Genomic DNA, 23,401 nt, shown 5'->3' on the forward strand with positions numbered 1-23,401 from the left:
ATAAGCAAGAGTAACTTGATTTTAAGCTCAGGTAAAATTGAATGTTGTTGCTTTTCCAAGATCATGTCCAGCGTCTGGTTGCGTGCTTGCTTCGGAGGCAGCCATTCGGCGATCAAATAGACCTGCTTCAGGCTTTCTTGCCGGTGGGGTCATGCGCCATGCACCGACTTGATCCGCATGGGTTAAATCCATAGTCACACTGCCTTGGGGAACCGGTCTCAGGCTCCTCGATGTTGTATGGCGCTCAAACCGTTGTTCGTCCTGTTGTATTTCCTGTTCTCTTTCTCTGCTGATGGCCATGATTTTGGGTGAATAAATAAAACCCAACACTCGCAGCTTAAACACTAACTTGAATGCCCCCCAATAAGTCAGTTTTTCATAGCCATTGTCTTGCGGATTTTGCAAGATGCGTTGATATTCTGTTGGAGAAAGCATGCGGATGCGGCTCAAGTCCGAACGGACATACACCGTACCATCCTGGCCTTGTATCAGCAAGGGCTGAGTCTGGCGTTTGCTGTAATCAATTTCTGGTAAAAAGGCCAAGCCGCCATAGTCTTGGGAGCGACGTATCTCGCCTTTTGTTCTGGCAAGATAGATATCCCCTAACGAATTATCCATGCCATTGATCAGCATGTTACTGTTTTCTGCATTATCCCGTTGTAAATACGTGCCATCGCCATAGGCAGCATTGTCTTCACGAATCATGCGAAATGGCTTGTCAGCTGACGTGTAGGGCGCGTGCCGTTCGGGTTGAAATGGGTCGGTGACGGTAACACCATCGGAATTATCTTCATTATGCATGTTATTAATTAAGATGCTTCCCCAAACGCCAAATTGTTCTGGCATGCTTTGACGAAGCCTGCCGATACGGCTTATATGGCCACCAGCATAATGATCAGAATAAAAATGCATGGCAAACAAATCCTGGCCAATGGCCAGGGCATGGTAGCGGTGCATGAGTTCGTTGTAGAGGATCTTATTATCCGTAATTTGCGAGACTAGATTGAATTTTTCCGGATTTAAACGGATTTTCTGCAGAGCATCACGAAGGGTTTGCGGAACCTCTTCATCCGTTTCTACGACACTTCCTTTAGCCAGTCGTTCGCAGTAATAAGCCAGGTGAGCATGTTGCAAGGCGGTGTGATGCCCGACAATATAGGCTCGTGCTGACCAAGGGGCAAAATGCGCTTCATTCTCATTTAGCTTTTTACCATAGTCTTTAACTGTCCAGCTGTAGACCAATTGCTGGACTAAACTGTTTAAAGAACTAAAAAAAGGAATATAAGTACGTTTTTCAATCGCATAAATGCGATCAGTATCACGTTTCTTAACGGCAGGGGAAGCCAGATCACTGTAGGCACCATGGAATGCGGCATTTTCTTCGGGGAATACACGTTCATGAAATAATTGTTCATTTTCCGCAATGATGTCACGATTTCTGGGTGGCAATTGCAGCCGTTTTCCCCAACCTGGAAGCGTGTAGTAATCACCGGCCAAAGCAACGATGTCGCCTGCACTTAATTCCAGATCAAGCGGCACCGGCACGTCATCGATGGTTTGCATCATCTTGATAAATAGTTTATTTTCTTCCGCTGGCGATAAATTATCGCTGCCGCGTAAATAAGGATTCTCGATTTTCTCTATGCGGATTTGATCACCCGCCGCTTTATGTTCGTAAGTTTCCATCACTATTTTCTCAATTTTTAATTTATTAAGTATATCGGCTTTATCTTAAGTGTGTATTAAATAAGAATTTTGGAAGAAGCTTAATCTCATGAGGATGCGATCTAGAATAGGTGGGGTAGTCTATCAAATTTTTATGCTAAAATTTAATTTTTTCAGGCATAGTGTGTTGTTTTATGGTCGATGTAAGCGAATCGCTGTTTATCCGTAGTTTACAAAAGAAACGCGTTGAACGTACGCCGGTATGGTTAATGCGTCAGGCGGGCCGGTATTTACCTGAATATCGAGCCGTGCGTGAGGAGGCTGGGAGTTTTTTAAATTTATGTAAAAATCCACAACTGGCCTGCGAAGTGACTCTCCAGCCTTTACGACGTTTTGCGCTCGATGCGGCCATTTTATTTTCCGATATTTTAACGATTCCAGATGCTATGGGTTTGGAACTGTATTTTGTTGAAGGCGAAGGACCATGTTTTAAAAAACCGCTTCGTGGTGCTGGTGATATTGAGAATTTACCAACGCCACAAGCAAGAGAGGCATTAGGATATGTCATGGATGCCGTTCGGCTTATTCGTCGGGAAATGCCAGTCGATTTGCCGTTAATAGGTTTTGCTGGCAGTCCCTGGACGCTTGCTTGTTATATGGTTGAGGGAAGCAGTAGTCGTGATTTTAAACAGGTTTTACGGCTGATGTATACTGAGCCTGCCGCCATGCATCAATTGCTGAAAAAACTAGTGCATGCTGTTACGGATTATTTACAGGAGCAAATACAGGCTGGTGTGAATGCCTTAATGCTTTTTGATACGTGGGGGGGCATTTTAACCACACAAAATTATCAGAATTTTTCCCTGAATTATATGACCATGATTGTTAAACGGATCAAGGAGAATCATCCAAACATCCCTATTATATTATTTACAAAGGGGGGTGGGCAATGGCTGCGTCAAATGGCTGATTCAGGCTGTGATGCTTTGGGTGTTGATTGGACATGCGATCTTGTTGCAGCGCGTGCTCAGGTCGGTGAGTTAGTGGCTTTGCAGGGGAATCTTGATCCTACTGTTTTACTGACGTCACCACAATGCATCCATCATCAAGTCAGGCAGGTCTTAGCATCTTATGGCCAAGGCTCCGGACATGTATTTAATTTAGGTCATGGTATAACACCAGATGTTCCACCGGAGCACGTAGCAGCTTTAGTGGAGGCTGTTCATGAATATAGCCCTGAATATCATATTGAGACATCATGATTATAAAAAGTTCATTTAAGCCAGCTTGGTGGTTGGCTAATCCTCACGCCCAGACCGTCTACCCTACACTGGTTCGTCGATTGATGGCTCCTATTGATCGTCTTGAACGATTTGAGCTTCCTGATGGAGATTTTATTGATTTGGCATGGGCGGTCAATGGTTTGGGAGCGGATACCCCTTTGGTAGTGTTGCTGCATGGTTTGGGTGGCAGTATGAATTCAGCTTATGTTGGTGGTTTGCTGAGTGCTTTTAATCAATGTGGTTGGCGCGGCGTATTAATGCATTTTCGTGGAGCAGGGTCAGAACCTAACCGTTTGCTGCGTGCTTATCACTCAGGTGATACGAGTGATTTGGCTTATTTTATGGAAACATTAGCCCAGCGAGAACCGCATACTAAAAAAGCCCTTGTAGGAATATCATTAGGGGGAAATGTCTTATTAAAATGGTTTGGTGAGCAGGCCAGGCAATCCTGCGTGCAAACAGGCGTCGCGGTGTCTGTGCCCTTCCAGTTACGTTTGGCAGCTGATCGCATGAATCGGGGGTTATCACGGGTTTATCAAGCTTACTTATTAAGAGAAATGCGTGTTATATTCGCGCGTAAATTGAAAGAGCATGCCAATAAACTCCCTTCTTCCTTAAGAGATTTAAGGTATGTTGATTCATTACGTTGCTTCTGGACGTTTGATGATCACATAACGGCACCGCTTCATGGGTTTGCGAATGTCCATGCATATTACCGTGAGGCAAGTTCGTGGCAGTATTTATCTAAAATTGCAACACCAACCTTGATTATTCATGCGCTGGATGATCCTTTCATGACCCCAGACGTTTTACCAAAAGAAGGGGAATTATCTCATTGCGTTACTTTGGAACTAAGTCGTAAAGGCGGGCACGTCGGTTTTATTAGTGGTCATGTACCTGGCTTACCCATTTATTGGCTTGATCATCGCATTCCTGAGCACTTAAAAAATTACTTGAATTAAGAACTGTCTCTAAGATCGGTTGACGGATTTAAATTTTCGACTCAATTGAATGGCCATTTCCAAAGATTGTTCGTAATTTAAACGAGGGTCGACTAACGTATGATAGGCGTGTTTTAAATCATCTGCGGCCAATCCTCTCGCACCACCAATGCATTCTGTTACATTGTCTCCAGTCAATTCAAAATGCACGCCACCCAGGTAACTTCCCAATTCCCGATGAATGTTTAATGCTTGTTGGAGCTCATGCAGAATATTATCAAAATGTCGGGTTTTGATTCCTTCGGCGGTTGTTTCAGTATTGCCATGCATGGGATCGCAAGACCAGGTTACTGGTATTTGAGTTGCTCTCACGGCTTCAATAAGTGGGGGGAGTTGGCGTGCAATCTCTTTCGCTCCCATGCGACTGATGAGCAGCACTCTCCCTTCTTCTCGTTGCGGGTTAAGAATATTTAATAATTCACTAATCCATTCAGCTGTGGCGGCCGGACCTATTTTAATTCCTATGGGATTTTGCACGCCGCGTAAAAATTCAACATGTGCACTGTCCAGTTTAGCGGTACGCATGCCTATCCAAGGCAAATGAGTGGACATATTATACCATAATCCATCTTGCGATTGACGTGTCAGTGCTTGCTCATAATGCAGATGTAAAGCTTCATGGGAGGTGTAAAAGTCTACATCATTCAAATTGCTGTTGCGTAAACCATCAATGGACTCAAGAAAATCCATTGAGTCAGCTATTGAGCGTACGATGGCATGATATTCTTCTGCCTGTGTGGAGTGTTCAACAAAACGTAAATCCCAGCGTTGGGGATGATGGAGATCGGCGAATCCGCCAGCAAGAAGCGCGCGAATAAAATTCAAAGTCATAGCGGCGCAACTATAGCCTTGCAGCATTAATTTAGGATTTGGGGTACGTGCTTCTGCACTGAATTCTGGGGAATTAACCAGATCGCCTCGATAACTAGGCAGGGTGACGCCATCAATGGTTTCATAATCCGATGAGCGTGGTTTTGCATACTGTCCTGCAATGCGTCCAATACGGATGATGGGTTTACGCATGCCATAAATCAATACCAAACTCATTTGTAAAAGAATTTTGAGTTTGTTGCTGATGATGTCTGCGCAGCAATCCTGAAACGATTCGGCGCAATCACCGCCTTGTAAAATAAATGCTTCACCGCGACCGGCGCGGGCAATGGCTTGTTTCAGGTTCTTTATTTCACCATTACTGACTAAAGGGGGTAATTGGTTTAACTGCTCGACCACGCGCGCCAACTGAGCTTCATCAGGATAACTGGCTGATTGTTCGTATTGATATTGAAGCCAGGAGGTTAAAGACCATTCACCCATGAAAAACCCATTATTGCTTGTATAAAAATCCAAGTATGCAATGAATGAACAATCACTGCAAGCAGTTCAAGCGTTCGGTCTGTGACTGGTGATGTTAATGAATGATTTAAGCATTCCTATTGAATACCAAACCAGCCACCCGTATCACCGCCGGCCCAGCACTCAATGTTTTTGCATGATGTAATTTTTTCTGAACATAGTTTTTTAAATGATTCAGCTTTGCTGATATCTTGATGTTCATAATGTTCAGGTTGACATATACGTTGGAGATATTGACCCTTGACACGGACTTGTCCCATGACGTAAATGGTGGGCGACACGGAATAAACGCCAGATTGATGTGAATAGCATGCAATATAACAGCCTGGTGTTTCTGCATAACTGTTATCGGTTGGCAGCCATTTTTTTTCTGTGCCAGGATGGGGATAGTTGGTAACTTGATGCTCTATCACATAAACAGGAAATGGAGAAGGCAACAAACCCATTTCAGTATCCTTTGAGATGAATGGTGTATCATTTGCAAACGCAATGGAAATACATAAAGCAGATATTAACCATCCTATGAATCCGTTCATGGTAATTCCTGTTGAATGTAAAGTGTATGTGCTTAGTATAGACTATCGGATAAATGTGCATAATAGGCAATGATTGTTATTGTGCAAGCAAATAACAGGGAAAAATTATTTCTAGACTTGATTTCTGAATGATTTGCCCCTATTTAACAGGCATTCGTGCTTTTTAGGTTCTGGAGTTTTACATGAGCAAAAAAACAACAAAAGATTGGCAAAAAGTGAGAGAAGAGAATGAATTGCAAGATGAACAGGGGTTTGATGAGCTGTTGAATCCTGAAGAAGAATCTGAGTCGACTGGCAGCGCGCTTGAACATCCTTCTTATCTTGAATTAGAAGAAAAATTAACGCTTGCCGAGCAAAAAGCCCATGAACATTGGGAAAAGTCTGTACGAGCGCTTGCTGAATTGGATAACGTTCGTCGGCGAGCTGAGCGAGACGTAGCTAACGCACATCGTTATGGCTTGGAGAAATTTGTTCATTCGCTTTTACCGGTTATAGACAGTTTGGAGCAGGCTTTGCAGCTTGCCGCCCAGGAAGCAGATTCAGCCATGCGTGAAGGGCTTGAGCTGACGATGAAGTTGTTTCTGGATAGTTTACAAAAATATAATGTAGAGCCATTGGATCCTCAAGGCATGCCGTTTGACCCTCAGTTTCATGAAGCCATGTCCATGCAGGAATCAAGCGATGTGTCCCCGAATACGGTTCTGGCAGTTTTTCAAAAAGGGTATAAGCTTAATGATCGAGTCATTCGCCCAGCCAGAGTCATTGTCGCCAAAGGTAAATAACAAAGAAATGGATACGGCTTGAAATTGGCACAGACATCCCCATATTAACAATAATTGCGTATAACAATAGATCGGAGCAAGAAGAAAAATGGCAAAAATAATTGGAATTGACTTAGGTACAACGAATTCCTGTGTTGCAGTTATGGAAGGCGACAAGCCGAGAGTCATTGAAAACAGTGAAGGGCATCGTACCACGCCTTCTATTGTGGCTTACACGAGTGATGATGAAATTTTGGTTGGTCAGGCGGCCAAACGTCAAGCTGTAACTAATCCAGATAATACTTTGTTTGCCATTAAACGATTGATTGGTCGCCGTTATGATGATTCTATTGTGCAAAAAGACATTAAGATGGTGCCTTACAAAATTGTCAAGGCGAATAACGGCGATGCTTGGGTACAAGTTAAAGGCCAGGATAAAGCACCACCACAAATTTCAGCTGAAGTCTTGCGAAAAATGAAAAAAACGGCCGAAGATTACTTGGGCGAGGAAGTGAAAGAAGCAGTGATTACTGTCCCTGCTTACTTTAATGATTCTCAGCGCCAAGCAACCAAAGACGCAGGACGTATTGCTGGTCTTGAAGTCAAGCGTATTATCAATGAGCCAACCGCTGCTGCACTGGCTTATGGCATGGACAAAAAACGGGGTGATTCTGTTATTGCTGTATTTGATTTGGGTGGTGGAACCTTTGATATTTCCATCATTGAAATTGCAGAGGTTGATGGTGAGCATCAGTTTGAAGTGTTGGCCACTAACGGAGATACATTCCTCGGTGGTGAGGATTTTGACCTTGCTTTAATTGAGTATCTTGCTTCCGAATTTAAGAAAGACACTGGTATTGACTTGCATAATGATCCATTGGCTTTGCAGCGTCTGAAAGAAGCGGCCGAAAAAGCAAAAATCGAGTTGTCTTCTTCCCAGCAGACCGATGTGAATCTGCCCTATATTACTGCAGATGCATCTGGTCCAAAACATTTAAACATCAAATTAACTCGAGCTAAATTGGAGTCTCTTGTAGAAAAATTAGTAGAACGAACGATAGAGCCTTGTAAGATAGCATTGAAGGATGCAGGTTTATCGGTTGGGCAAATCAATGAAGTGATCTTGGTTGGTGGTCAGACGCGTATGCCGTTGGTGCAGAAAACGGTTCAGGATTTTTTTGGTAAAGAGCCGCGAAAAGACGTTAATCCGGACGAAGCGGTTGCTGTGGGAGCTGCAATTCAAGCGGCTGTATTGTCTGGCGAAGTGAAAGATATTCTTCTTTTAGATGTTACGCCGTTATCGTTGGGCATTGAAACGCTGGGCGGTGTCATGACTAAGTTAATTGAGAAGAATACCACCATCCCGACGAAAGCAAATCAGGTATTTTCTACGGCAGATGATAATCAAACGGCAGTTACGGTGCATGTGCTGCAAGGAGAGCGGGAACAGGCTTCTGCTAATAAATCACTTGGTCGTTTTGATTTGACTGATATTCCATCAGCGCCGCGTGGCGTGCCACAAATTGAGGTAACGTTTGATATTGATGCGAATGGTATCTTGAATGTGTCTGCTAAAGACAAAGCAACGGGCCGGGCACAATCCATCGTAATTAAAGCATCCAGCGGCTTGTCGGATGAAGAAGTAGACGCCATGGTTAAGGACGCCGAAGCGCATGCCGAGGAAGATAAAAAGTTCAAAGAATTGGCAGAGATTCGCAATCAAGCAGACAGCTTGATTCACAGCAGTGAAAAATCTATGAAAGATCTGGAAGGCGAGTTATCAGATGAAGAGAAAAAAGATATTGAAGCTGCTGTTTCTGAATTGAAGGAAGCAGTGAAGGGCAATGATAAGGCGCTGATGGAAGATAAGTTAAAAGTATTAAGTAATGTATCTGCCAAAATGGCTGAACGTATTTATGCGAAAAAATCTACTGAAGGTCAGACACAAGCCGAAACAGAAACTCCACAAGAGTCTGCAAAAGCGGATGAAGGCGTTGTAGATGCCGAGTTTGAAGAAGTCAATGAGGATAAAAAATAAGTTATATAAGTGTGCAGCCTGGTTAGCGCATAGCGATAACCAGGTTTTATGACGTTTTCTTAGTCAGGCTAGCCTATTTTTTCTGCACAAGATCCGTTTGAATCTACAATAATGTGCAGATTTTGTTTTTTGCAATCTTATTTGCAAAAAATGCATACAGTTTTGTTATAATTAATAATTAGGCCTTGTGTCTAAAGAAATTCAACTTCAAGTAGTGTGAGTGCTCATGCAACAGCAGGATTATTATGAGCTTCTCGGTGTCAGTCGTGATGCTGGTGATGCTGAAATTAAAAAAGCTTATCGTAAATTGGCGATGAAACATCATCCAGACCGAAATCCTAACGATAAGGCGTCAGAAGAAAAATTTAAAGAAATTCAAAAGGCTTACGCAGTATTGTCTGATAAGCAAAAACGTGCTGCTTATGATCAGTTCGGCCATGCTGGTGTAGACGCTTCTATGGGCGGAGCCGGTGGTCATGGATTTGGCGGCTTTGGTGGATTTGGTGATGTCTTTGAAGATATTTTTGAAAATATTTTCTCCGGAGGAAGGCAGCAGCGTCAATCCCATGGTCAACGTGGGGCTGATCTGCAATTCAGCGTGCAACTGACTTTGGAAGAAGCAGCCGTAGGCAAGCAAGTGGAAATTACCATTCCGCGTCATACCAGTTGTCATTCTTGTAATGGCTCTGGCGCCAAGAAAGGCACCATGCCACAAACCTGTGAAACCTGTAATGGCATTGGTCAAGTGCGAATCCAGCAAGGTTTTTTCTCCATACAACAGACTTGTCCAAGCTGTCATGGAGAGGGTAAAGTGGTTCGTGACCCATGTCCTGCATGCCATGGCCAGGGGCGCGTACGCGAAAGCAAAAAATTAACCGTTAAGATTCCAGCTGGTGTGGATAATGGCGATCGTGTTCGTTTAAGTGGCGAAGGGGAGGCTGGCATCCATGGGGGAGGGGCGGGTGATTTATATGTCCAAGTTTCAGTTAAGCCGCATGCTATTTTTGAGCGGCATGGCAGCGATTTGCATTGTGAAGTTCCTATCAGTTTTGTCACTGCAGCGATAGGCGGTTCAATCGAAGTCCCGACTCTGGAAGGCCGAGTGACGTTGAAAATTCCAGCTGAAACACAAACAGGCAAATTATTTCGTTTACGAGGTAAAGGCATGAAATCGGTTCGTGGCTATGCTACGGGGGATTTATTATGTAAAGTCGTGGTAGAAACTCCAGTCAATCTGTCGCGCGAACAAAAAGATTTATTGTTGCAATTGCAGCAATCTTTGGAGCAGGGTAAACACTCTCCCCGTTCCACCTCTTGGTTTGATGGCGTAAGGAAATTTTTTGAAGACATGAAGTTTTAGAGTCCTTAGCTTCTTGTCCTAAAAAATCTCTCTTAACCTCTTTTAAAAAAGAGGGGAAGAAATTAAAAAAGCCGTATGGTATATAGAGCCTACGCATGAAAATTGAAATTGAGTTTATTAAAACCAACTTGAACCCTTTTCTACATCCCGCGACTTGTTTTAGGGACGTAGAAATCTAGCTATCCCGTTGGATTCTGCGGATAAACCGCGGAATGTAGGTGTCAAGATTTTTTCATGTGTAGGCCTTGGTGGCCTTGGTATGGTAGAGAGGAATCCTTTTAATCTTACGGAAGAGTAGCTACAATAGGGCATTTTTTCATGCCGTCATAATCAGGACTTATGAAGTCCTATTTATCTTAGAAGAGTGTTGTTTTGATGACTTACAAACCTGCAATATTAGCCCTTGCCGATGGTACTATTTTACATGGTGTTTCTGTAGGTGCTAGTGGTCATTGTGTTGGTGAATTGGTGTTTAATACATCCATGACAGGCTATGAGGAAATGCTCACTGACCCGTCTTATGCGCGTCAGATTATCACATTAACAACTGCTCATGTAGGAAACACAGGTTGCAATCCAGAGGATATGGAATCCTCCAGAGTATGGGCTAGTGGATTAGTGATGCGAGATTGTACCTTTCATCCTAGTAATTATCGTGCAAAACAATCCTTACCTGATTGGTTATATAAACATGGGGTCGTGGCGATTGCTGGTCTTGATACTCGTCAACTAACGTTGCGTTTACGTGATCAAGGAGCGATGGCGGCTTGCATCAGTACAGACGTGAATCAAATCGAAAAAGCTTTGGAAACCGCTTATTCCTTTAAGGGCCTAAAAGGCTTGGATTTAGCTAAAACGGTATCACGACAAACGGTAGAGCGTTGGCATGAGGGGCGAGGCGAATGGGCTAAAACATCCAGGCCATTAACGCATCACGTCGTTGCCTACGATTTTGGCGTGAAGCACACTATTTTACGCATTTTACATGATTTAGGCTGTCATTTGACCCTTGTTCCGGCACAAACACCAGCCTCTGATGTGTTGGCGATGAATCCAGATGGCATTTTTTTATCAAACGGTCCAGGTGACCCTGAAGCTTGTGATTATGCGATTCAGGCTACACAAGAGTTTTTAGCAGCAGGTATCCCATTATTTGGAATCTGTTTAGGGTTTCAAATTTTAGCATTAGCCTGTGGGGCTAAGTCTTTAAAAATGAAATTTGGCCATCATGGGGCTAACCACCCTGTATTGGAAGTTAATGGAGAGAAGCGTGTCTTCATTACTAGCCAGAATCACGGGTTTGCAATTGATGAATCTTCTTTACCGGATTGTTTGCAAATCACACATCGTTCTTTATTTGATCAAAGCTTGCAGGGTATTAAGCATCGAGAAAAACCTGCTTTAGGTTTCCAAGGGCACCCAGAGGCCAGTCCTGGACCTCATGATATTGATGTTATTTTTGATGCGTTTATTAAATTGATGGAATCGCCTTAATTTAGTTTAGGAGTATTGCACCGTGAAATTTTCCCATGTTTTTACCTCAGAATCTGTTTCTGAAGGACATCCAGATAAGATAGCCGATCAAATCTCAGATGCTCTTTTGGATGCAATATTAGCTCAAGATCCCAGTGCGAGAGTCGCATGTGAAACGTTTGTAAAAACCGGTATGGTGATTGTAGGCGGTGAAATCACCACCAGTGCCTGGGTGGACGTGGAAGACATTACACGAGGCGTTATAAAAGAGATTGGTTATAACAGCTCAGAGATGGGCTTTGATTGGGAATCTTGTGCGGTATTATCAGCCATTGGCAAACAGTCGCCTGATATTGCGCGCGGCGTTGATAATCAGGATACGAAGACATTGGGTGCAGGGGATCAGGGATTGATGTTTGGCTATGCCAGTTGTGAGACGGATGTCTTTATGCCGGCTCCTATCGCTTATGCACATCGATTAATGATACAACAAGCCGATTTGCGCAAGCGAGGTGTTTTACCTTGGTTACGACCGGATGCAAAATCACAATTAACGTTAAATTATGTCAATGGCAAGCCTGTTTCTGTCAATACGGTGGTTTTTTCAACACAGCATGCACCGAATGTCTCTCATCAAGAACTGGTGGAGGCAGTACGTGAGGAAATTATTAAGCCAATACTTCCGGCAGAATGGCTTTTGCCAGAAACGCGATTTTTTATTAATCCCACGGGTCGTTTTGTGATTGGCGGTCCCCAGGGAGACTGCGGTTTGACTGGCCGTAAAATCATTGTGGATACTTATGGCGGGATGGCAAGGCATGGGGGAGGATGTTTCTCAGGAAAAGATCCGTCCAAAGTAGATAGATCGGCTGCTTATGCCGCACGATATGTGGCTAAAAATCTTGTGGCAGCAGGAATTGCGGAAAAGTGTGAAATTCAAGTGTCTTATGCAATTGGTGTTGCCGAGCCAACGTCTATATCAATCGAAACGTTTGGTACAGGAAAACTGGACGAGGCGACGATCATTGATTTGATCAATACTCATTTTGATCTCACGCCACAAGGCATTATTGATCATCACAAGTTGCTGCGCCCAATTTATCGGCAAACTGCAACGTATGGTCATTTTGGTCGCCATGATTTGCCGTGGGAGCGATTGGATAAGGTCGACGAATTGCGCAACGCATTATAACGTTTGGTTTGAGGATAGATTATGAGATTAGCGAATGAGGTTAAATCAAGTCCTGATTATAAGGTAGCTGACTTATCATTGGCTGACTGGGGACGGAAGGAAATTGCTATTGCAGAAACAGAGATGCCTGGTTTAATGGCATTGCGGGAACAATATGGTCAAGATAAACCATTACAGGGCGCCCGTATTGCCGGTTGTTTGCACATGACCATTCAAACGGCGGTGCTGATTGAGACGTTGGTTGCTCTTGGTGCGGAAGTTCGATGGTCTTCCTGCAATATTTTTTCTACTCAGGATCACGCAGCCGCTGCCATGGCTCAAGCTGGCATACCCGTTTTTGCATGGAAAGGAGAAACGGAGGAAGAGTATTGGTGGTGTGTTGAGCAGACATTGCAAGGCCCTGATGGCTGGACGCCAAATATGCTACTGGATGATGGTGGAGATCTAACGCAAATCGTTCATAAAAAATATATAAATTTGTTGAAAGACATCAAAGGTGTTTCTGAAGAAACGACAACAGGTGTGGCCCGACTCTATGAGATGGCTAAAAAAGCGCAATTGAAAATGCCCGCGATTAATGTAAACGATTCAGTGACTAAATCCAAATTTGATAATCTGTACGGTTGTCGTGAGTCGTTATTAGACGGCATAAAACGTGCAACGGATGTTATGATTGCCGGTAAAGTGGTATTGATTTTAGGTTATGGGGATGTTGGTAAAGGATGTGCACAAGCTTTACGTGGCCAGGGAGCGGTGGTGTGGATTGCTGAAATTGATCCAATCTGTGCCTTGCAAGCGGCTATGGAAGGCTACCGTGTCGTTACCTTAGATGATGTTGCAGAACAGGTTGATATTGTTGTGACCGCTACCGGTAATTATCACGTCGTCAATCATGAGCATATGTTGCGTATGAAAAATCAAGCTATTTTATGCAACATTGGTCATTTTGATTCCGAGATTGATATTCAAAGCTTGCGACAATATTCCTGGGAAAACATCAAACCACAAGTGGATCACGTAATTTTTCCGGATGGTAAACGCATTATTGTTTTAGCGGAAGGCCGCCTGGTGAACTTAGGCTGTGCTACAGGACATCCAAGTTTTGTTATGTCTGCCTCTTTCAGTAATCAGGTGTTAGCACAAATTGAATTGTTTCAACACAGCGAACAATATGAGCATCAAGTATATGTTTTACCGAAGCACTTGGATGAGCGTGTGGCCAATTTGCATCTTGGTCGTATTGGTGCCAAGCTTACCACATTAACCGAAGAGCAAGCCGCCTACATTGGTGTTCATGTGGATGGCCCTTTCAAGCCTGATCATTATCGCTATTAGGTGCTTACAGGCTAGAAACAGCCTGATAAACTTTAGATGGTTTTTCAGGCTGGTAGGATATTAGAATCAACCACAATTGAAATCAAATGGGAACACAACCGATATGTTGCTGCTTGGATCATTTAATGCTATTTCGCCTGCTTTCAATGTGCATTGACCAATGACTGGTGCATTCATCAATGGATTGGAATCGTTCGAGTAAAGGGTCGCAGAAACGGCATAAACATTATAGCAAGGTAGTTTTTCAATAATTTTAGCAGCACTGCCCCCACTTAAGGTCAGGGAGCGATAGATACCGCTGTTATTGCTTACGTTGAATGCAACCCGTTCGCTCGGAAGTACTGGAGGTGATGATATAGCGACCTCAACGAAGCAGGAGTCTGCAATTTTTTCGGCATGTGCCGGGAGGATGGTTCCCATCGTGATGACGGACAAAGTGGTAGCAACCAGTTCTTTTAACATATTAATCCTTGTCTTATTATTAATTTCAAAAACTACGACTGTTATTATGGCTTGCTCGATGATTTGATTCAATCATGCAGTAAAAATAAAGGAACAGGTATAAATTTTTAACAAAAATAGATAAAATAAGCCACTTATATTTTTTAGTTGTGACTATGCCAAAGCGAACTGATATTCATTCCATCCTTGTTCTAGGTGCAGGTCCGATTGTTATCGGGCAGGCCTGTGAATTTGATTATTCTGGAACTCAAGCCGTACGCGCGCTGAAGAAAGAGGGTTTCCGCGTTATTTTAGTCAATTCAAATCCTGCGACTATTATGACGGATCCTGAGTTGGCGGATGCAACCTATATTGAACCGGTATTGTGGCAGGAGGTCGCCCGGATCATTGAAAAGGAACGGCCTGATGCACTCTTACCTACCATGGGTGGGCAAACCGCATTGAATTGCGCGTTGGATCTGGTTCGAGAAGGTGTATTGGAACAATTTAATGTGGAATTGATTGGTGCTAGTCGCGATGCCATTGATAAAGCAGAAGACCGGGAAAAATTTCGTCTCTTGATGAAAAAAATCGGCTTGGATATGCCGCGCTCGGCCATTGCTCACAGTTTGGAAGAAGCCTTGTCTGTCCAGGCACAACTTGGATTCCCTACAATTATCCGGCCATCCTTTACCATGGGCGGCAGTGGAGGGGGTATTGCCTACAATCGTGAAGAATTTGAAGACATCTGCACACGGGGCTTGGAGTTATCACCCACGCATGAATTGTTGCTGGATGAATCGGTTCTTGGATGGAAAGAGTATGAAATGGAAGTCGTACGTGATAAACATGATAATTGCATCATTGTATGCACCATCGAGAACTTTGATCCTATGGGTGTCCACACTGGTGATTCGATCACAGTGGCGCCCGCCCAAACTCTCACGGATAAAGAATGGCAGCGTATGCGTGATGCTGCAATCAAGGTGTTGCGCGCCGTTGGAGTTGATACGGGCGGCTCAAACGTACAATTTGCAGTCAATCCTGAAGATGGTCGAATGCTGGTGGTGGAAATGAACCCCAGGGTATCGCGAAGTTCTGCTTTGGCTTCTAAGGCAACGGGATTCCCTATTGCCAAAGTGGCAGCACTTCTTGCAGTAGGATATACACTGGATGAATTGGCCAATGAAATTACTGGCGGCAAAACACCGGCATCTTTTGAGCCAACCATTGATTATGTCGTGACCAAGATTCCCCGTTTTAACTTTGATAAATTTCCGCAAACATCCCCTGTTTTATCGACGCAGATGAAATCAGTGGGTGAAGTGATGGCCATTGGCAGTAATTTCCAGGAGTCGTTGCAAAAAGCCATTCGTGGTTTAGAAATTGGGCGCAGCGGTCTGCATTCGCTCTTCAAGCCAGGGGATATGGCAGTATTGCGAGGACATTTACGGGAGCCTACTCCGGATCGATTATGGTATATTGCCGATGCATTCCGTTGCGGTTTGTCAGTGGATGAAATCCATCAAGAAAGTAAAATCGATCCGTGGTTTCTTGCCCAAATTCATGAGCTTGTTCTATCAGAGAAAATGGTGAGTGGACGTTCAATTCATGAGTTGGATAAAACCACCATACACCAGCTTAAACGTCAGGGATTTTCTGATGAATGCCTGGCTCATCTTCTTCATTGTCGGGAAGAAGAAGTTAGAGCACGGCGATTGCAATTAGATATTCATCCTGTTTATAAACGGATTGATTCATGTGCAGGAGAATTTCCCAGCGAAACAGCGTATCTGTATTCTTGTTATCAGTCCGAATGTGAGGCAAGACCTGAGTCGGATAAGCAGAAGATCATGATTCTCGGCGGTGGGCCAAACCGAATCGGTCAGGGCATTGAATTTGATTATTGCTGTGTGCATGCCGCCATGGCGCTTCGTGAAGCGGGTTATCAAACCATCATGGTTAACTGTAATCCGGAAACGGTTTCTACGGATTTTGATACGTCCGATCGCTTATATTTTGAGCCGGTTACGCTTGAAGATGTCTTGGCCATTGTGGCTGTGGAAAAACCAGACGGCGTTATTGTTCATTATGGTGGACAGACACCGTTAAAATTGGCGCGTGCTTTAGAAGCCAATGGCGTGAAGATCATTGGCACTTCTCCTGATGCCATTGATAAAGCCGAAGATCGTAAGCGTTTTCAGCAATTAGTCGGCCAGTTAAATCTTCATCAACCGGCAAACGGCACCGTACGCAGCGAAGAAGAAGCCATTGAATTGGCTGAACGTATTGGTTATCCATTGGTGGTTAGGCCTTCCTACGTATTAGGCGGACGAGCGATGGAAGTGGTCTATCAAGAAGAAGATTTGCGCTATTATTTAGCCCACGCGGTTGCGGCTTCTAAAGATTCCCCTATTTTGTTAGATAAGTTCCTGAACGATGCTATTGAAGTAGACATCGATGCGGTGTGCGATGGCAAGGACGTGTTAATCGGCGCTATCATGGAACATATTGAACAAGCGGGTGTGCATTCTGGGGATTCTGCTTGTACTCTACCACCGTTCAGTTTGAGTGTGGTGGTGCAGCAGGATTTGATTGAACAATTACGACTCATGGCATTAGAATTAGGCGTTGTTGGTTTGATTAATGCGCAATTTGCGATTCAAGCAGATGACATCTATGTACTGGAAGTCAATCCACGCGCTTCCAGAACCGTTCCTTTTGTGTCCAAGGCGACTGGCCTGCCATTAGCTAAAATTGCAGCCCGGTGTAAAGCAGGACAGAGCTTAAAGGAACAAGGCTTGACTCAGCATTATCCAATGCCAGCGTTTTACTCAATCAAGTTGCCCGTATTCCCATTCATTAAGTTTTCAGGTGTGGATTCTATTCTCGGTCCTGAAATGAAATCCACTGGTGAAGTCATGGGCATTGCGCGACGATTTGGACAAGCGTATGCTAAAGCGCAATTGGGTGCGGGCGTGAATATCGTCAAACGTCGCCGGGCGTTTCTCTCGGTGCGTGATGCTGACAAATCACGAATTGGGGAAATCGCTAAGCGGCTGATTGCCCTTGATTTTGAAATCATCGCAACTCGAGGCACTGCGGCCGTATTGCAGGCAGCAGGAATTGCATGTCAGCGCGTGTTTAAAGTGGCCGAAGGCCGTCCTCATGTGGTGGATTATATTAAAAATAATGACATTGATTTTATTGTTAACACGACGGAAGGAAAGCAAGCCATTGCGGATTCTTTCGCGATCCGGCGGAATGCGTTACAGCATAAAGTGAGCTATACCACGACGCTTTCCGGAGCTGAAGCAGCATGCTTGGCGATGAAATACGAAGATCGGCAAACTGTAACCCGATTACAAGATTTACATTAGGAGCATATTATGCAAAAACATCCTATGACATTAAAAGGCGCAACGGCGCTGAAAAATGAATTACATCACTTAAAGACCGTTGAGCGTCCCCGCATTATTGAGGCGATTGCAACAGCGCGCGCTCATGGTGATTTGAAAGAAAATGCTGAATACCATGCGGCTCGTGAGCAGCAAAGTTTTATTGAGGGGCGTATCCAGGAGCTTGAGGCCAAATTATCTAACGCGCAGATTGTCGATATTAGTAAAATGAATAATCAGGGTAAAGTCATATTTGGCACGACCGTGCGCTTATGCCACATACAAACGGAAGCTGAAATTACCTATCAAATTGTCGGTGAAGATGAAGCCGATCTTAAATTAAATAAAATTTCTTACAGTTCGCCCATTGGCCGAGCTTTGATAGGTAAGCAACTGGATGAAACGGTGATTGTTAAAACGCCCGGCGGTATGGTGGAATATGAAATCATCGCGGTGGATTATATTGTTGAAGATGCTTAAATACCGGTTTGCTACGCTCCCATGCTGAACTGTCTTTCTAGTGAATTACCAAGTAATTGTTGAACCATCATAACTGCGTAACACCTCTGCATGGCTGTTGTCTTTATAGCGAATGATAACTGTTAACATTTTTGCCACACTGGTTTTTGCATCCATAGGAGCGTCTTTCCCGCCAAGGTCTGAATGGATACATTTTCTTTATTTTTACTCCATTGTTGTAATTCTTTGGTCTTTTCCGGATGGCGGCATGTGGCTATGACGTGAAAATTTTGCTCCGATAACTGTTTGACAAACTCAAACCCCAGACCGCGGTTACTTCCTGTAATAAGCGCACGCTTCATCTAACGGTTCCTTATCATACATTCCTTAATTTTCATACTATAGTTTATATGTTGGGGCCAAGAACTTTTCCAGAATCAACGGCAAATCGCTTATCTGATAAGGGAGCACCCAGGATGAATGACGTGCAAAAAAGACAATTCATTCGTCAATATTTGCAAAAGCGAAGTGTGGATCCCAGGATTGATATTGATGATGCAGCCTTAGGTGGATATCAACTCATTCTCGATAGAATCAATTTAATTGCAAGAGAACATCCTGTTTTTTTTGCCCGTATGACTGAGAATCCAGAACGTTGCCCTCTATTGGAAACCATTCTGACTGCTGCTTGTCATTTTGAAGCAGGCTCTCCTCCGGTGTTAAGGGGGATCGATGATGCCCGATTAAGAATGGCCACGCGTGAGTTGGAGCTTACCACACTTCCTGGCTGTGATTATTATGCGCGTGAAACCACCTCTCCTCCGGATGAGGGATTAAATGGAGTAATTGCTGCAAGCCGTGCAAAACTACGCCCCATTATTGGGGGTTTTGCTCCTGATTTGAATCTTGCCAATAATGAAGCAGTGCTTGCGAAAATCAGAGAATTAGAGGGCGTGGTAAAAGCGGCTGCAGAAGGCAGTCCTGAGAAAGCGCTTGCCGAAAAGCGGCTGACCATTCTGCAAGATTTAAATAAAATTAATAGACTTACTCCGATGGTTATTCCCCAGGAAGGTTCTCCACCTCTGCAGTATTGTGTTCTTGCAGAAGCCACAGCGGGGGTTACCGAGAAAGTCTCGTTAGTGTCACGTGCCAGAGTGGAGGAGCAGCTAGGTCACCTGACTGCCGCAGCTGGTGTGACAACCTTGGATCAGTATCACGATCATCGCGCTGAGTTTAAGCTAGGTACCCAAGCGATTCTTAAATTACCTAAGCATGGCAAGGTAAAAGAAGTGCAGCGCGAAGCCATGGCGCTTAATGTATCAAGAATATTAGGCTTAGACACGACGCAGTCAACGATGCTAACTTTGTATGGAGGACGTCCTGCGCTTTTTGTGCCTTTTGCCGACATTCGCTTATTAAGTGATGTGGCTCGTGGAAAAACCATGCAGGCAAGATTAGGCTCCAGAGGAGAATATTCGCATTATTCCACCATCAATTCTGTGGGTGCCGGGTTGCAAGCCAATCGATTCGTAGAAGATTTTGGTAATAGCCTCGGCTTGTTTTATCTGTGCAGTGATACGGACGCCATTGGTGGCTATAACCAGAATAAAGCCTTGCGAGGCAACCATCTGTTTATCTTTGATCAAGTCATTATGTTGGATAATAAACTTGGACTGGATTCACGACTTAGTATGCAGCCAATAAGCTTAATCACTAAACACACTCGCCATGATCAAGGCCGAAATAGAACTCTGATTGAAGATTCATCCATGGACAGCAAATTTGCATCGTTGATGCAGCTTAAAGCTGAACAGGAAAAATTATCCGCTTATTTTACCCAAGTGGCTGGCGTTCATCAGCGTAAAATAGATGAGTTACAAGACCGGCTTAGGGTTCGAGGTTTTGATCGTGACGTTCGTAACAATTTGGAAGCAACATTAAAAGAAGTCCGTTTGTTAAGAGACGATGCATTGGCTTTACGGACTCGTGTTCATGAGCGTATCAACAGGATTGATGCTATTCTCCCTAGAAACGATGCCAGAGTAGGGCCTGAACTTCTTAAAAAGACGCTGGTGCTGGAAAAACTGGTGAACAATCCTGTGTTGTTTGCTGACGATAAGCGAGCATATCGCAATCCGTGGGTTCATCGTAATGGGAATCGGGTTACCAACATCGCGCCAGGTGGAAGTCCGCAGCATCTTCGTATCACGTTTAGTTCCAAGATCCCGGATGATATGATTGCGATGCTTCGTCGCTGGACAGATTCGCGTTCCTCGCCGATTCGTCGTTCAGATAAAGAGATTGAGATTTTACAAGAGGATTTACAAAGGCTTACAGAAGCTGCGATGTTTCCTGAACATTACCTGGAATTGACGAGAAGCAATTATCTTGATGTAAATGATTTAAGGGTGATGCAAAGAGGGTATGGTGAAGGTCATCGGACCAGAATAATTGCAGCTATTGAATCTTATAACGCTACGAGGCCAATGACCACAGAAGCGGCTTGTCGTTTGATGAGCGACATGGAAGAAACCCTAAAAGGATATATTGCAACGGCGAACGATAAAGGATTTGGTATGCATGTCCTTAAGAAGTTCCAGTTCGATCAGCAGCAAAAATTGCAGCGACTGATGCCTGATGAACAACGGCCGGCGCAAATCAATGAGGCATTTAGTGCAGCCTTGAAACTTGACCGGGTGGAAGAGTTTAATGCGGTTGTGCGGGAAGCCGTAAAACGTGATAGACTGACCGATAGGATATTTACTGACTTTTTGCAGCGATGTATTGACGATGCGGCAACAGCTTCTGCTGATCCCCACGCGCATTTTCGTGCGATAGAACTCAGCCGTGGTCTGCAGGAGGCTGCGACGGCCGCCATTATGCAACTGCAACAACCCATAGCCCGTGAGGCGGTGGTGCCTGTAGAGCCTGAGCCGATGGTGCCAGTAGTCACCGTACCTTTGGCAGTAGCAGTGCATCATGAGGAGGCTGATGAATTGGCCGCCGTTGATCCGTTGGCGGAACAGGATGACATGTTGCATCGGGAAGCGGAAATTTTTGCTGAAAGTGAGCGGGTTTTTGCTCAACGAGGAACACCTCCTGCGCCTGAGGAACCAGAACGTCCAACGGTTACAGTACACGTATAAAAAAAGGGTGCAGATCAAACAGGATAGCAATTATGCCTTTTTTTCGAGAAAAGCAATTTAAAGCCGTTGATGACTTATTAACAAAAGAAGATTATCCCACAGCGATCGCCTTAATGCAGCGTTGGCCTCCAGCTAATTGGGCTCTATTTCAACTGCAATATCCTGCTCATACATCGAAACTGCAACAGGCAGAGTTTGAGGATTTTTGGCAAGATTGTCGGGATAAACTGCGATTGCCCGGGCATCCTGATTTTCGTTTTCAAAAGCAAGCGGATCTTTCCGATGCTGATTTTGTCAGTGGCTATGTCTTTTATCTATTAGCACTCAACAATAAAGAAGATAGGGAAAAATATCAGACTTATATGCAACATGCCATTAGCCATAAGTCGGTACACGCTCTTCAGGCGCTGATGCATGATTTAATTATTCAAGAATCAGCTGCGAAAGAACAGTATTATGAACTCTTAAGTCAAGCAGTGTTAACGATGGAAAATATGGTTAAACATCATGGGACTGCGGGTTATTTGCTCTTGGCAAAAGGTTATTTACGTCTGGCCATGATCGCCAGTGAATCTGATGGTGAAACTCAGGCTCGCAGCAGTGCTGTATTCATTTTTGTTTTGAAGACCTTGTATTTGGCACGATTTGCCGAAGAAGATTCTGCAGCTGATGTGCATAATGCTTTTTTTGGTCGCGGCATTTCCAAAGGAGCGCCGTTTGGTTTTGAACGCATTGATGACATGATTGATAAATGTCGTGATCTGCTCGGTGATTCTTTGCCCAGGCCCATGCAGGAATTTATTAGAACACAGGCCAAAAATACTTACGAGCAGCATCGAAGACATGTTGAACCGTCGCATCGTGTTACTGCTGGCTCCGCTTGAATTAAAACATGCTGTTTCCTCTAGAATATGGCCATCTTCAGAATGAGCGTTCATAGACAGGGTTGAACTCAAAAAATGGAATGTGTCTTGATCGCTCTTACAAAACTCATTGTGAATATTTTTACACATTGTGTACTATAATTTTACATGTGAGCGACCTATGGAGGAACAACATGGCCCAGCAAATCAAAAAGAATAATTTTGCAGATGCTTTTAGTATTCATCAACATTACATTGATATTTTAAATTGCATACCGAATATTGTTTACTGGGTTGATAATGATTGTGTTCTCAAAGGCTGCAATAATCAGTTCATCCAAATGCTTGGTTTGCAGAAGATAGGCGATTTAAAAGGGACGCCTTACGATCAGATGGCAAAACATACCCCATGGCCAAAGGAGCGTATTGAAGCATTTAGGCTGGATGATATGAAAGTCATTTTTTCAGGGGTGGCTCAATATGATGTTGAAGAATCTCCCATTTTTGATGAAAAAAGGGAAGCCATTTATTATCTTGTCAGACGAACTCCCTTACTGGATCGAAATGGGCAAGTAACTGGACTGGTCGTAGTATTCACGGATATTTCAGAACGAAAAAAATTGGAATCCCGACTCAGTGACCAAAAGAATAGTCAGGAACATTCTAAGGCCGAACATGTGCTGGCTGAGGAGCCGCATGTATTGATGGTGGAAGACAACTTCATTGCTCAGAAAGTTGAGGAAGCGCTCTTAACTGCGCTTCATTGTCATGTTGATATCGCGGATTCAGGGGACAAGGCGCTTAAATTATTTGGCCCTGGCAAATACGATATTGTATTTATGGACATTGGACTGGAAGATACTTCCGGGTATATGGTTGCCAAAAAATTTCGGCAGATGGAGGAAAACACCAAATTTCATGTGCCTATCATTGCCTTAACGTCTTATCAGGCCGATGTGGTTAAATACGATTGTAATGATTATTTTATGGATGGTGTTCTTACAAAACCACTCACCAGTGAACAGGCAAAACAGATCATCCAGCATTTCATCTATCATGAAAATATTGATGTTGCTGGATTGAAATCCGTTAAATGA

18 protein-coding genes are annotated in these 23,401 nt (G+C 43.9%); 13 read left to right on the top strand and 5 right to left on the bottom strand.

Annotation, left to right across the window (positions count from 1 at the left end; all coding sequences use genetic code 11):
• Window positions 1–27: 27 nt before the first annotated feature.
• Window positions 28–1,686: a hypothetical protein gene (locus tag E1O52_RS06700; RefSeq protein ID WP_207384186.1), complete on the bottom strand. Its 1,659-nt coding sequence runs from the start codon at window positions 1,684–1,686 to the stop codon at window positions 28–30.
• Between the two features lie 173 nt (window positions 1,687–1,859).
• Between E1O52_RS06700 and hemE the strand changes: the two genes are divergently transcribed.
• Entirely contained in the window at window positions 1,860–2,927 is a 1,068-nt protein-coding gene (hemE, locus tag E1O52_RS06705; RefSeq protein ID WP_133127941.1) for a uroporphyrinogen decarboxylase, read from the top strand.
• Window positions 2,924–3,910, top strand: coding sequence for a hydrolase (locus E1O52_RS06710; RefSeq protein WP_133127942.1), 987 nt, complete (start codon window positions 2,924–2,926; stop codon window positions 3,908–3,910). Before hemE ends, E1O52_RS06710 begins: the two co-directional genes overlap by 4 nt.
• Window positions 3,911–3,919: 9 nt before the next feature.
• Here E1O52_RS06710 and E1O52_RS06715 read toward each other — a convergent pair whose 3' ends face one another.
• Both E1O52_RS06715 and E1O52_RS06720 read right to left on the bottom strand, forming a co-directional pair.
• Entirely contained in the window at window positions 3,920–5,263 is a 1,344-nt protein-coding gene (locus tag E1O52_RS06715) for a 3-deoxy-7-phosphoheptulonate synthase class II (protein ID WP_133127943.1), read from the bottom strand.
• Window positions 5,264–5,379: 116 nt separating this feature from the next.
• Window positions 5,380–5,838 (bottom strand): hypothetical protein, encoded by a 459-nt coding sequence (locus tag E1O52_RS06720; protein WP_133127944.1) that lies wholly within the window; start codon window positions 5,836–5,838, stop codon window positions 5,380–5,382.
• 182 nt (window positions 5,839–6,020) lie between these two features.
• Here E1O52_RS06720 and grpE point away from each other — a divergent pair, with 182 nt between their 5' ends.
• From grpE to ahcY, 6 genes are all read left to right on the top strand, one after another.
• Window positions 6,021–6,620 carry a nucleotide exchange factor GrpE gene (gene grpE / locus E1O52_RS06725; RefSeq protein ID WP_133127945.1) on the top strand — a complete coding sequence of 200 codons (600 nt, stop codon included), beginning with the start codon at window positions 6,021–6,023 and terminating at the stop codon, window positions 6,618–6,620.
• Between the two features lie 88 nt (window positions 6,621–6,708).
• Window positions 6,709–8,637: a molecular chaperone DnaK gene (gene dnaK / locus E1O52_RS06730; protein WP_133127946.1), complete on the top strand. Its 1,929-nt coding sequence runs from the start codon at window positions 6,709–6,711 to the stop codon at window positions 8,635–8,637.
• Window positions 8,638–8,863: 226 nt separating this feature from the next.
• Window positions 8,864–9,997, top strand: coding sequence for a molecular chaperone DnaJ (gene dnaJ / locus E1O52_RS06735; RefSeq protein WP_133127947.1), 1,134 nt, complete (start codon window positions 8,864–8,866; stop codon window positions 9,995–9,997).
• Between the two features lie 375 nt (window positions 9,998–10,372).
• Window positions 10,373–11,491 carry a glutamine-hydrolyzing carbamoyl-phosphate synthase small subunit gene (gene carA, locus E1O52_RS06740; RefSeq protein ID WP_133127948.1) on the top strand — a complete coding sequence of 373 codons (1,119 nt, stop codon included), beginning with the start codon at window positions 10,373–10,375 and terminating at the stop codon, window positions 11,489–11,491.
• 22 nt (window positions 11,492–11,513) lie between these two features.
• On the top strand, window positions 11,514–12,662 hold the full coding sequence (gene metK / locus E1O52_RS06745) for a methionine adenosyltransferase (protein ID WP_133127949.1): 1,149 nt from the start codon (window positions 11,514–11,516) through the stop codon (window positions 12,660–12,662).
• Between the two features lie 21 nt (window positions 12,663–12,683).
• Window positions 12,684–13,997 carry an adenosylhomocysteinase gene (gene ahcY, locus E1O52_RS06750; RefSeq protein ID WP_133127950.1) on the top strand — a complete coding sequence of 438 codons (1,314 nt, stop codon included), beginning with the start codon at window positions 12,684–12,686 and terminating at the stop codon, window positions 13,995–13,997.
• Between the two features lie 66 nt (window positions 13,998–14,063).
• Here ahcY and E1O52_RS06755 read toward each other — a convergent pair whose 3' ends face one another.
• Window positions 14,064–14,459 carry a hypothetical protein gene (locus tag E1O52_RS06755; protein WP_133127951.1) on the bottom strand — a complete coding sequence of 132 codons (396 nt, stop codon included), beginning with the start codon at window positions 14,457–14,459 and terminating at the stop codon, window positions 14,064–14,066.
• A gap of 155 nt (window positions 14,460–14,614) precedes the next feature.
• Here E1O52_RS06755 and carB point away from each other — a divergent pair, with 155 nt between their 5' ends.
• Both carB and greA read left to right on the top strand, forming a co-directional pair.
• A complete protein-coding gene (gene carB, locus E1O52_RS06760) occupies window positions 14,615–17,818 on the top strand; it encodes a carbamoyl-phosphate synthase large subunit (protein ID WP_133127952.1) in 3,204 nt (1,067 codons plus the stop codon).
• Between the two features lie 9 nt (window positions 17,819–17,827).
• Window positions 17,828–18,316: a transcription elongation factor GreA gene (gene greA / locus E1O52_RS06765; RefSeq protein WP_133127953.1), complete on the top strand. Its 489-nt coding sequence runs from the start codon at window positions 17,828–17,830 to the stop codon at window positions 18,314–18,316.
• A 122-nt stretch (window positions 18,317–18,438) separates the two neighbouring features.
• Here greA and E1O52_RS06770 read toward each other — a convergent pair whose 3' ends face one another.
• On the bottom strand, window positions 18,439–18,657 hold the full coding sequence (locus tag E1O52_RS06770; RefSeq protein WP_133127954.1) for an SDR family NAD(P)-dependent oxidoreductase: 219 nt from the start codon (window positions 18,655–18,657) through the stop codon (window positions 18,439–18,441).
• A gap of 114 nt (window positions 18,658–18,771) precedes the next feature.
• On the opposite strand from E1O52_RS06770, the gene E1O52_RS06775 reads away from it, so the two are divergent.
• From E1O52_RS06775 to E1O52_RS06785, 3 genes are all read left to right on the top strand, one after another.
• A complete protein-coding gene (locus E1O52_RS06775) occupies window positions 18,772–21,441 on the top strand; it encodes a hypothetical protein (protein WP_133127955.1) in 2,670 nt (889 codons plus the stop codon).
• Window positions 21,442–21,473: 32 nt separating this feature from the next.
• Window positions 21,474–22,325 (top strand): Dot/Icm T4SS effector metaeffector MesI, encoded by an 852-nt coding sequence (gene mesI, locus E1O52_RS06780; RefSeq protein ID WP_133127956.1) that lies wholly within the window; start codon window positions 21,474–21,476, stop codon window positions 22,323–22,325.
• Window positions 22,326–22,498: 173 nt separating this feature from the next.
• A complete protein-coding gene (locus E1O52_RS06785) occupies window positions 22,499–23,401 on the top strand; it encodes a response regulator (protein WP_133127957.1) in 903 nt (300 codons plus the stop codon).

Origin of the sequence: Legionella nagasakiensis, from assembly GCF_900639915.1 — a bacterium.
Lineage (GTDB): Bacteria > Pseudomonadota > Gammaproteobacteria > Legionellales > Legionellaceae > Legionella_A > Legionella_A nagasakiensis.

What these genes read in the sequence shown, in the direction of transcription:
- E1O52_RS06715 (WP_133127943.1), bottom strand. Translation starts at nt 5,263, where the DNA reads ATGGGTGAATGGTCTTTAACCTCCTGGCTTCAATATCAATACGAACAA.
- hemE (WP_133127941.1), top strand. Translation starts at nt 1,860, where the DNA reads ATGGTCGATGTAAGCGAATCGCTGTTTATCCGTAGTTTACAAAAGAAA.
- dnaJ (WP_133127947.1), top strand. Translation starts at nt 8,864, where the DNA reads ATGCAACAGCAGGATTATTATGAGCTTCTCGGTGTCAGTCGTGATGCT.
- carB (WP_133127952.1), top strand. Translation starts at nt 14,615, where the DNA reads ATGCCAAAGCGAACTGATATTCATTCCATCCTTGTTCTAGGTGCAGGT.
- E1O52_RS06775 (WP_133127955.1), top strand. Translation starts at nt 18,772, where the DNA reads ATGAATGACGTGCAAAAAAGACAATTCATTCGTCAATATTTGCAAAAG.
- dnaK (WP_133127946.1), top strand. Translation starts at nt 6,709, where the DNA reads ATGGCAAAAATAATTGGAATTGACTTAGGTACAACGAATTCCTGTGTT.
- grpE (WP_133127945.1), top strand. Translation starts at nt 6,021, where the DNA reads ATGAGCAAAAAAACAACAAAAGATTGGCAAAAAGTGAGAGAAGAGAAT.
- E1O52_RS06770 (WP_133127954.1), bottom strand. Translation starts at nt 18,657, where the DNA reads ATGAAGCGTGCGCTTATTACAGGAAGTAACCGCGGTCTGGGGTTTGAG.
- E1O52_RS06720 (WP_133127944.1), bottom strand. Translation starts at nt 5,838, where the DNA reads ATGAACGGATTCATAGGATGGTTAATATCTGCTTTATGTATTTCCATT.
- E1O52_RS06710 (WP_133127942.1), top strand. Translation starts at nt 2,924, where the DNA reads ATGATTATAAAAAGTTCATTTAAGCCAGCTTGGTGGTTGGCTAATCCT.
- greA (WP_133127953.1), top strand. Translation starts at nt 17,828, where the DNA reads ATGCAAAAACATCCTATGACATTAAAAGGCGCAACGGCGCTGAAAAAT.
- mesI (WP_133127956.1), top strand. Translation starts at nt 21,474, where the DNA reads ATGCCTTTTTTTCGAGAAAAGCAATTTAAAGCCGTTGATGACTTATTA.
- carA (WP_133127948.1), top strand. Translation starts at nt 10,373, where the DNA reads ATGACTTACAAACCTGCAATATTAGCCCTTGCCGATGGTACTATTTTA.
- E1O52_RS06755 (WP_133127951.1), bottom strand. Translation starts at nt 14,459, where the DNA reads ATGTTAAAAGAACTGGTTGCTACCACTTTGTCCGTCATCACGATGGGA.
- E1O52_RS06785 (WP_133127957.1), top strand. Translation starts at nt 22,499, where the DNA reads ATGGCCCAGCAAATCAAAAAGAATAATTTTGCAGATGCTTTTAGTATT.
- E1O52_RS06700 (WP_207384186.1), bottom strand. Translation starts at nt 1,686, where the DNA reads ATGGAAACTTACGAACATAAAGCGGCGGGTGATCAAATCCGCATAGAG.
- ahcY (WP_133127950.1), top strand. Translation starts at nt 12,684, where the DNA reads ATGAGATTAGCGAATGAGGTTAAATCAAGTCCTGATTATAAGGTAGCT.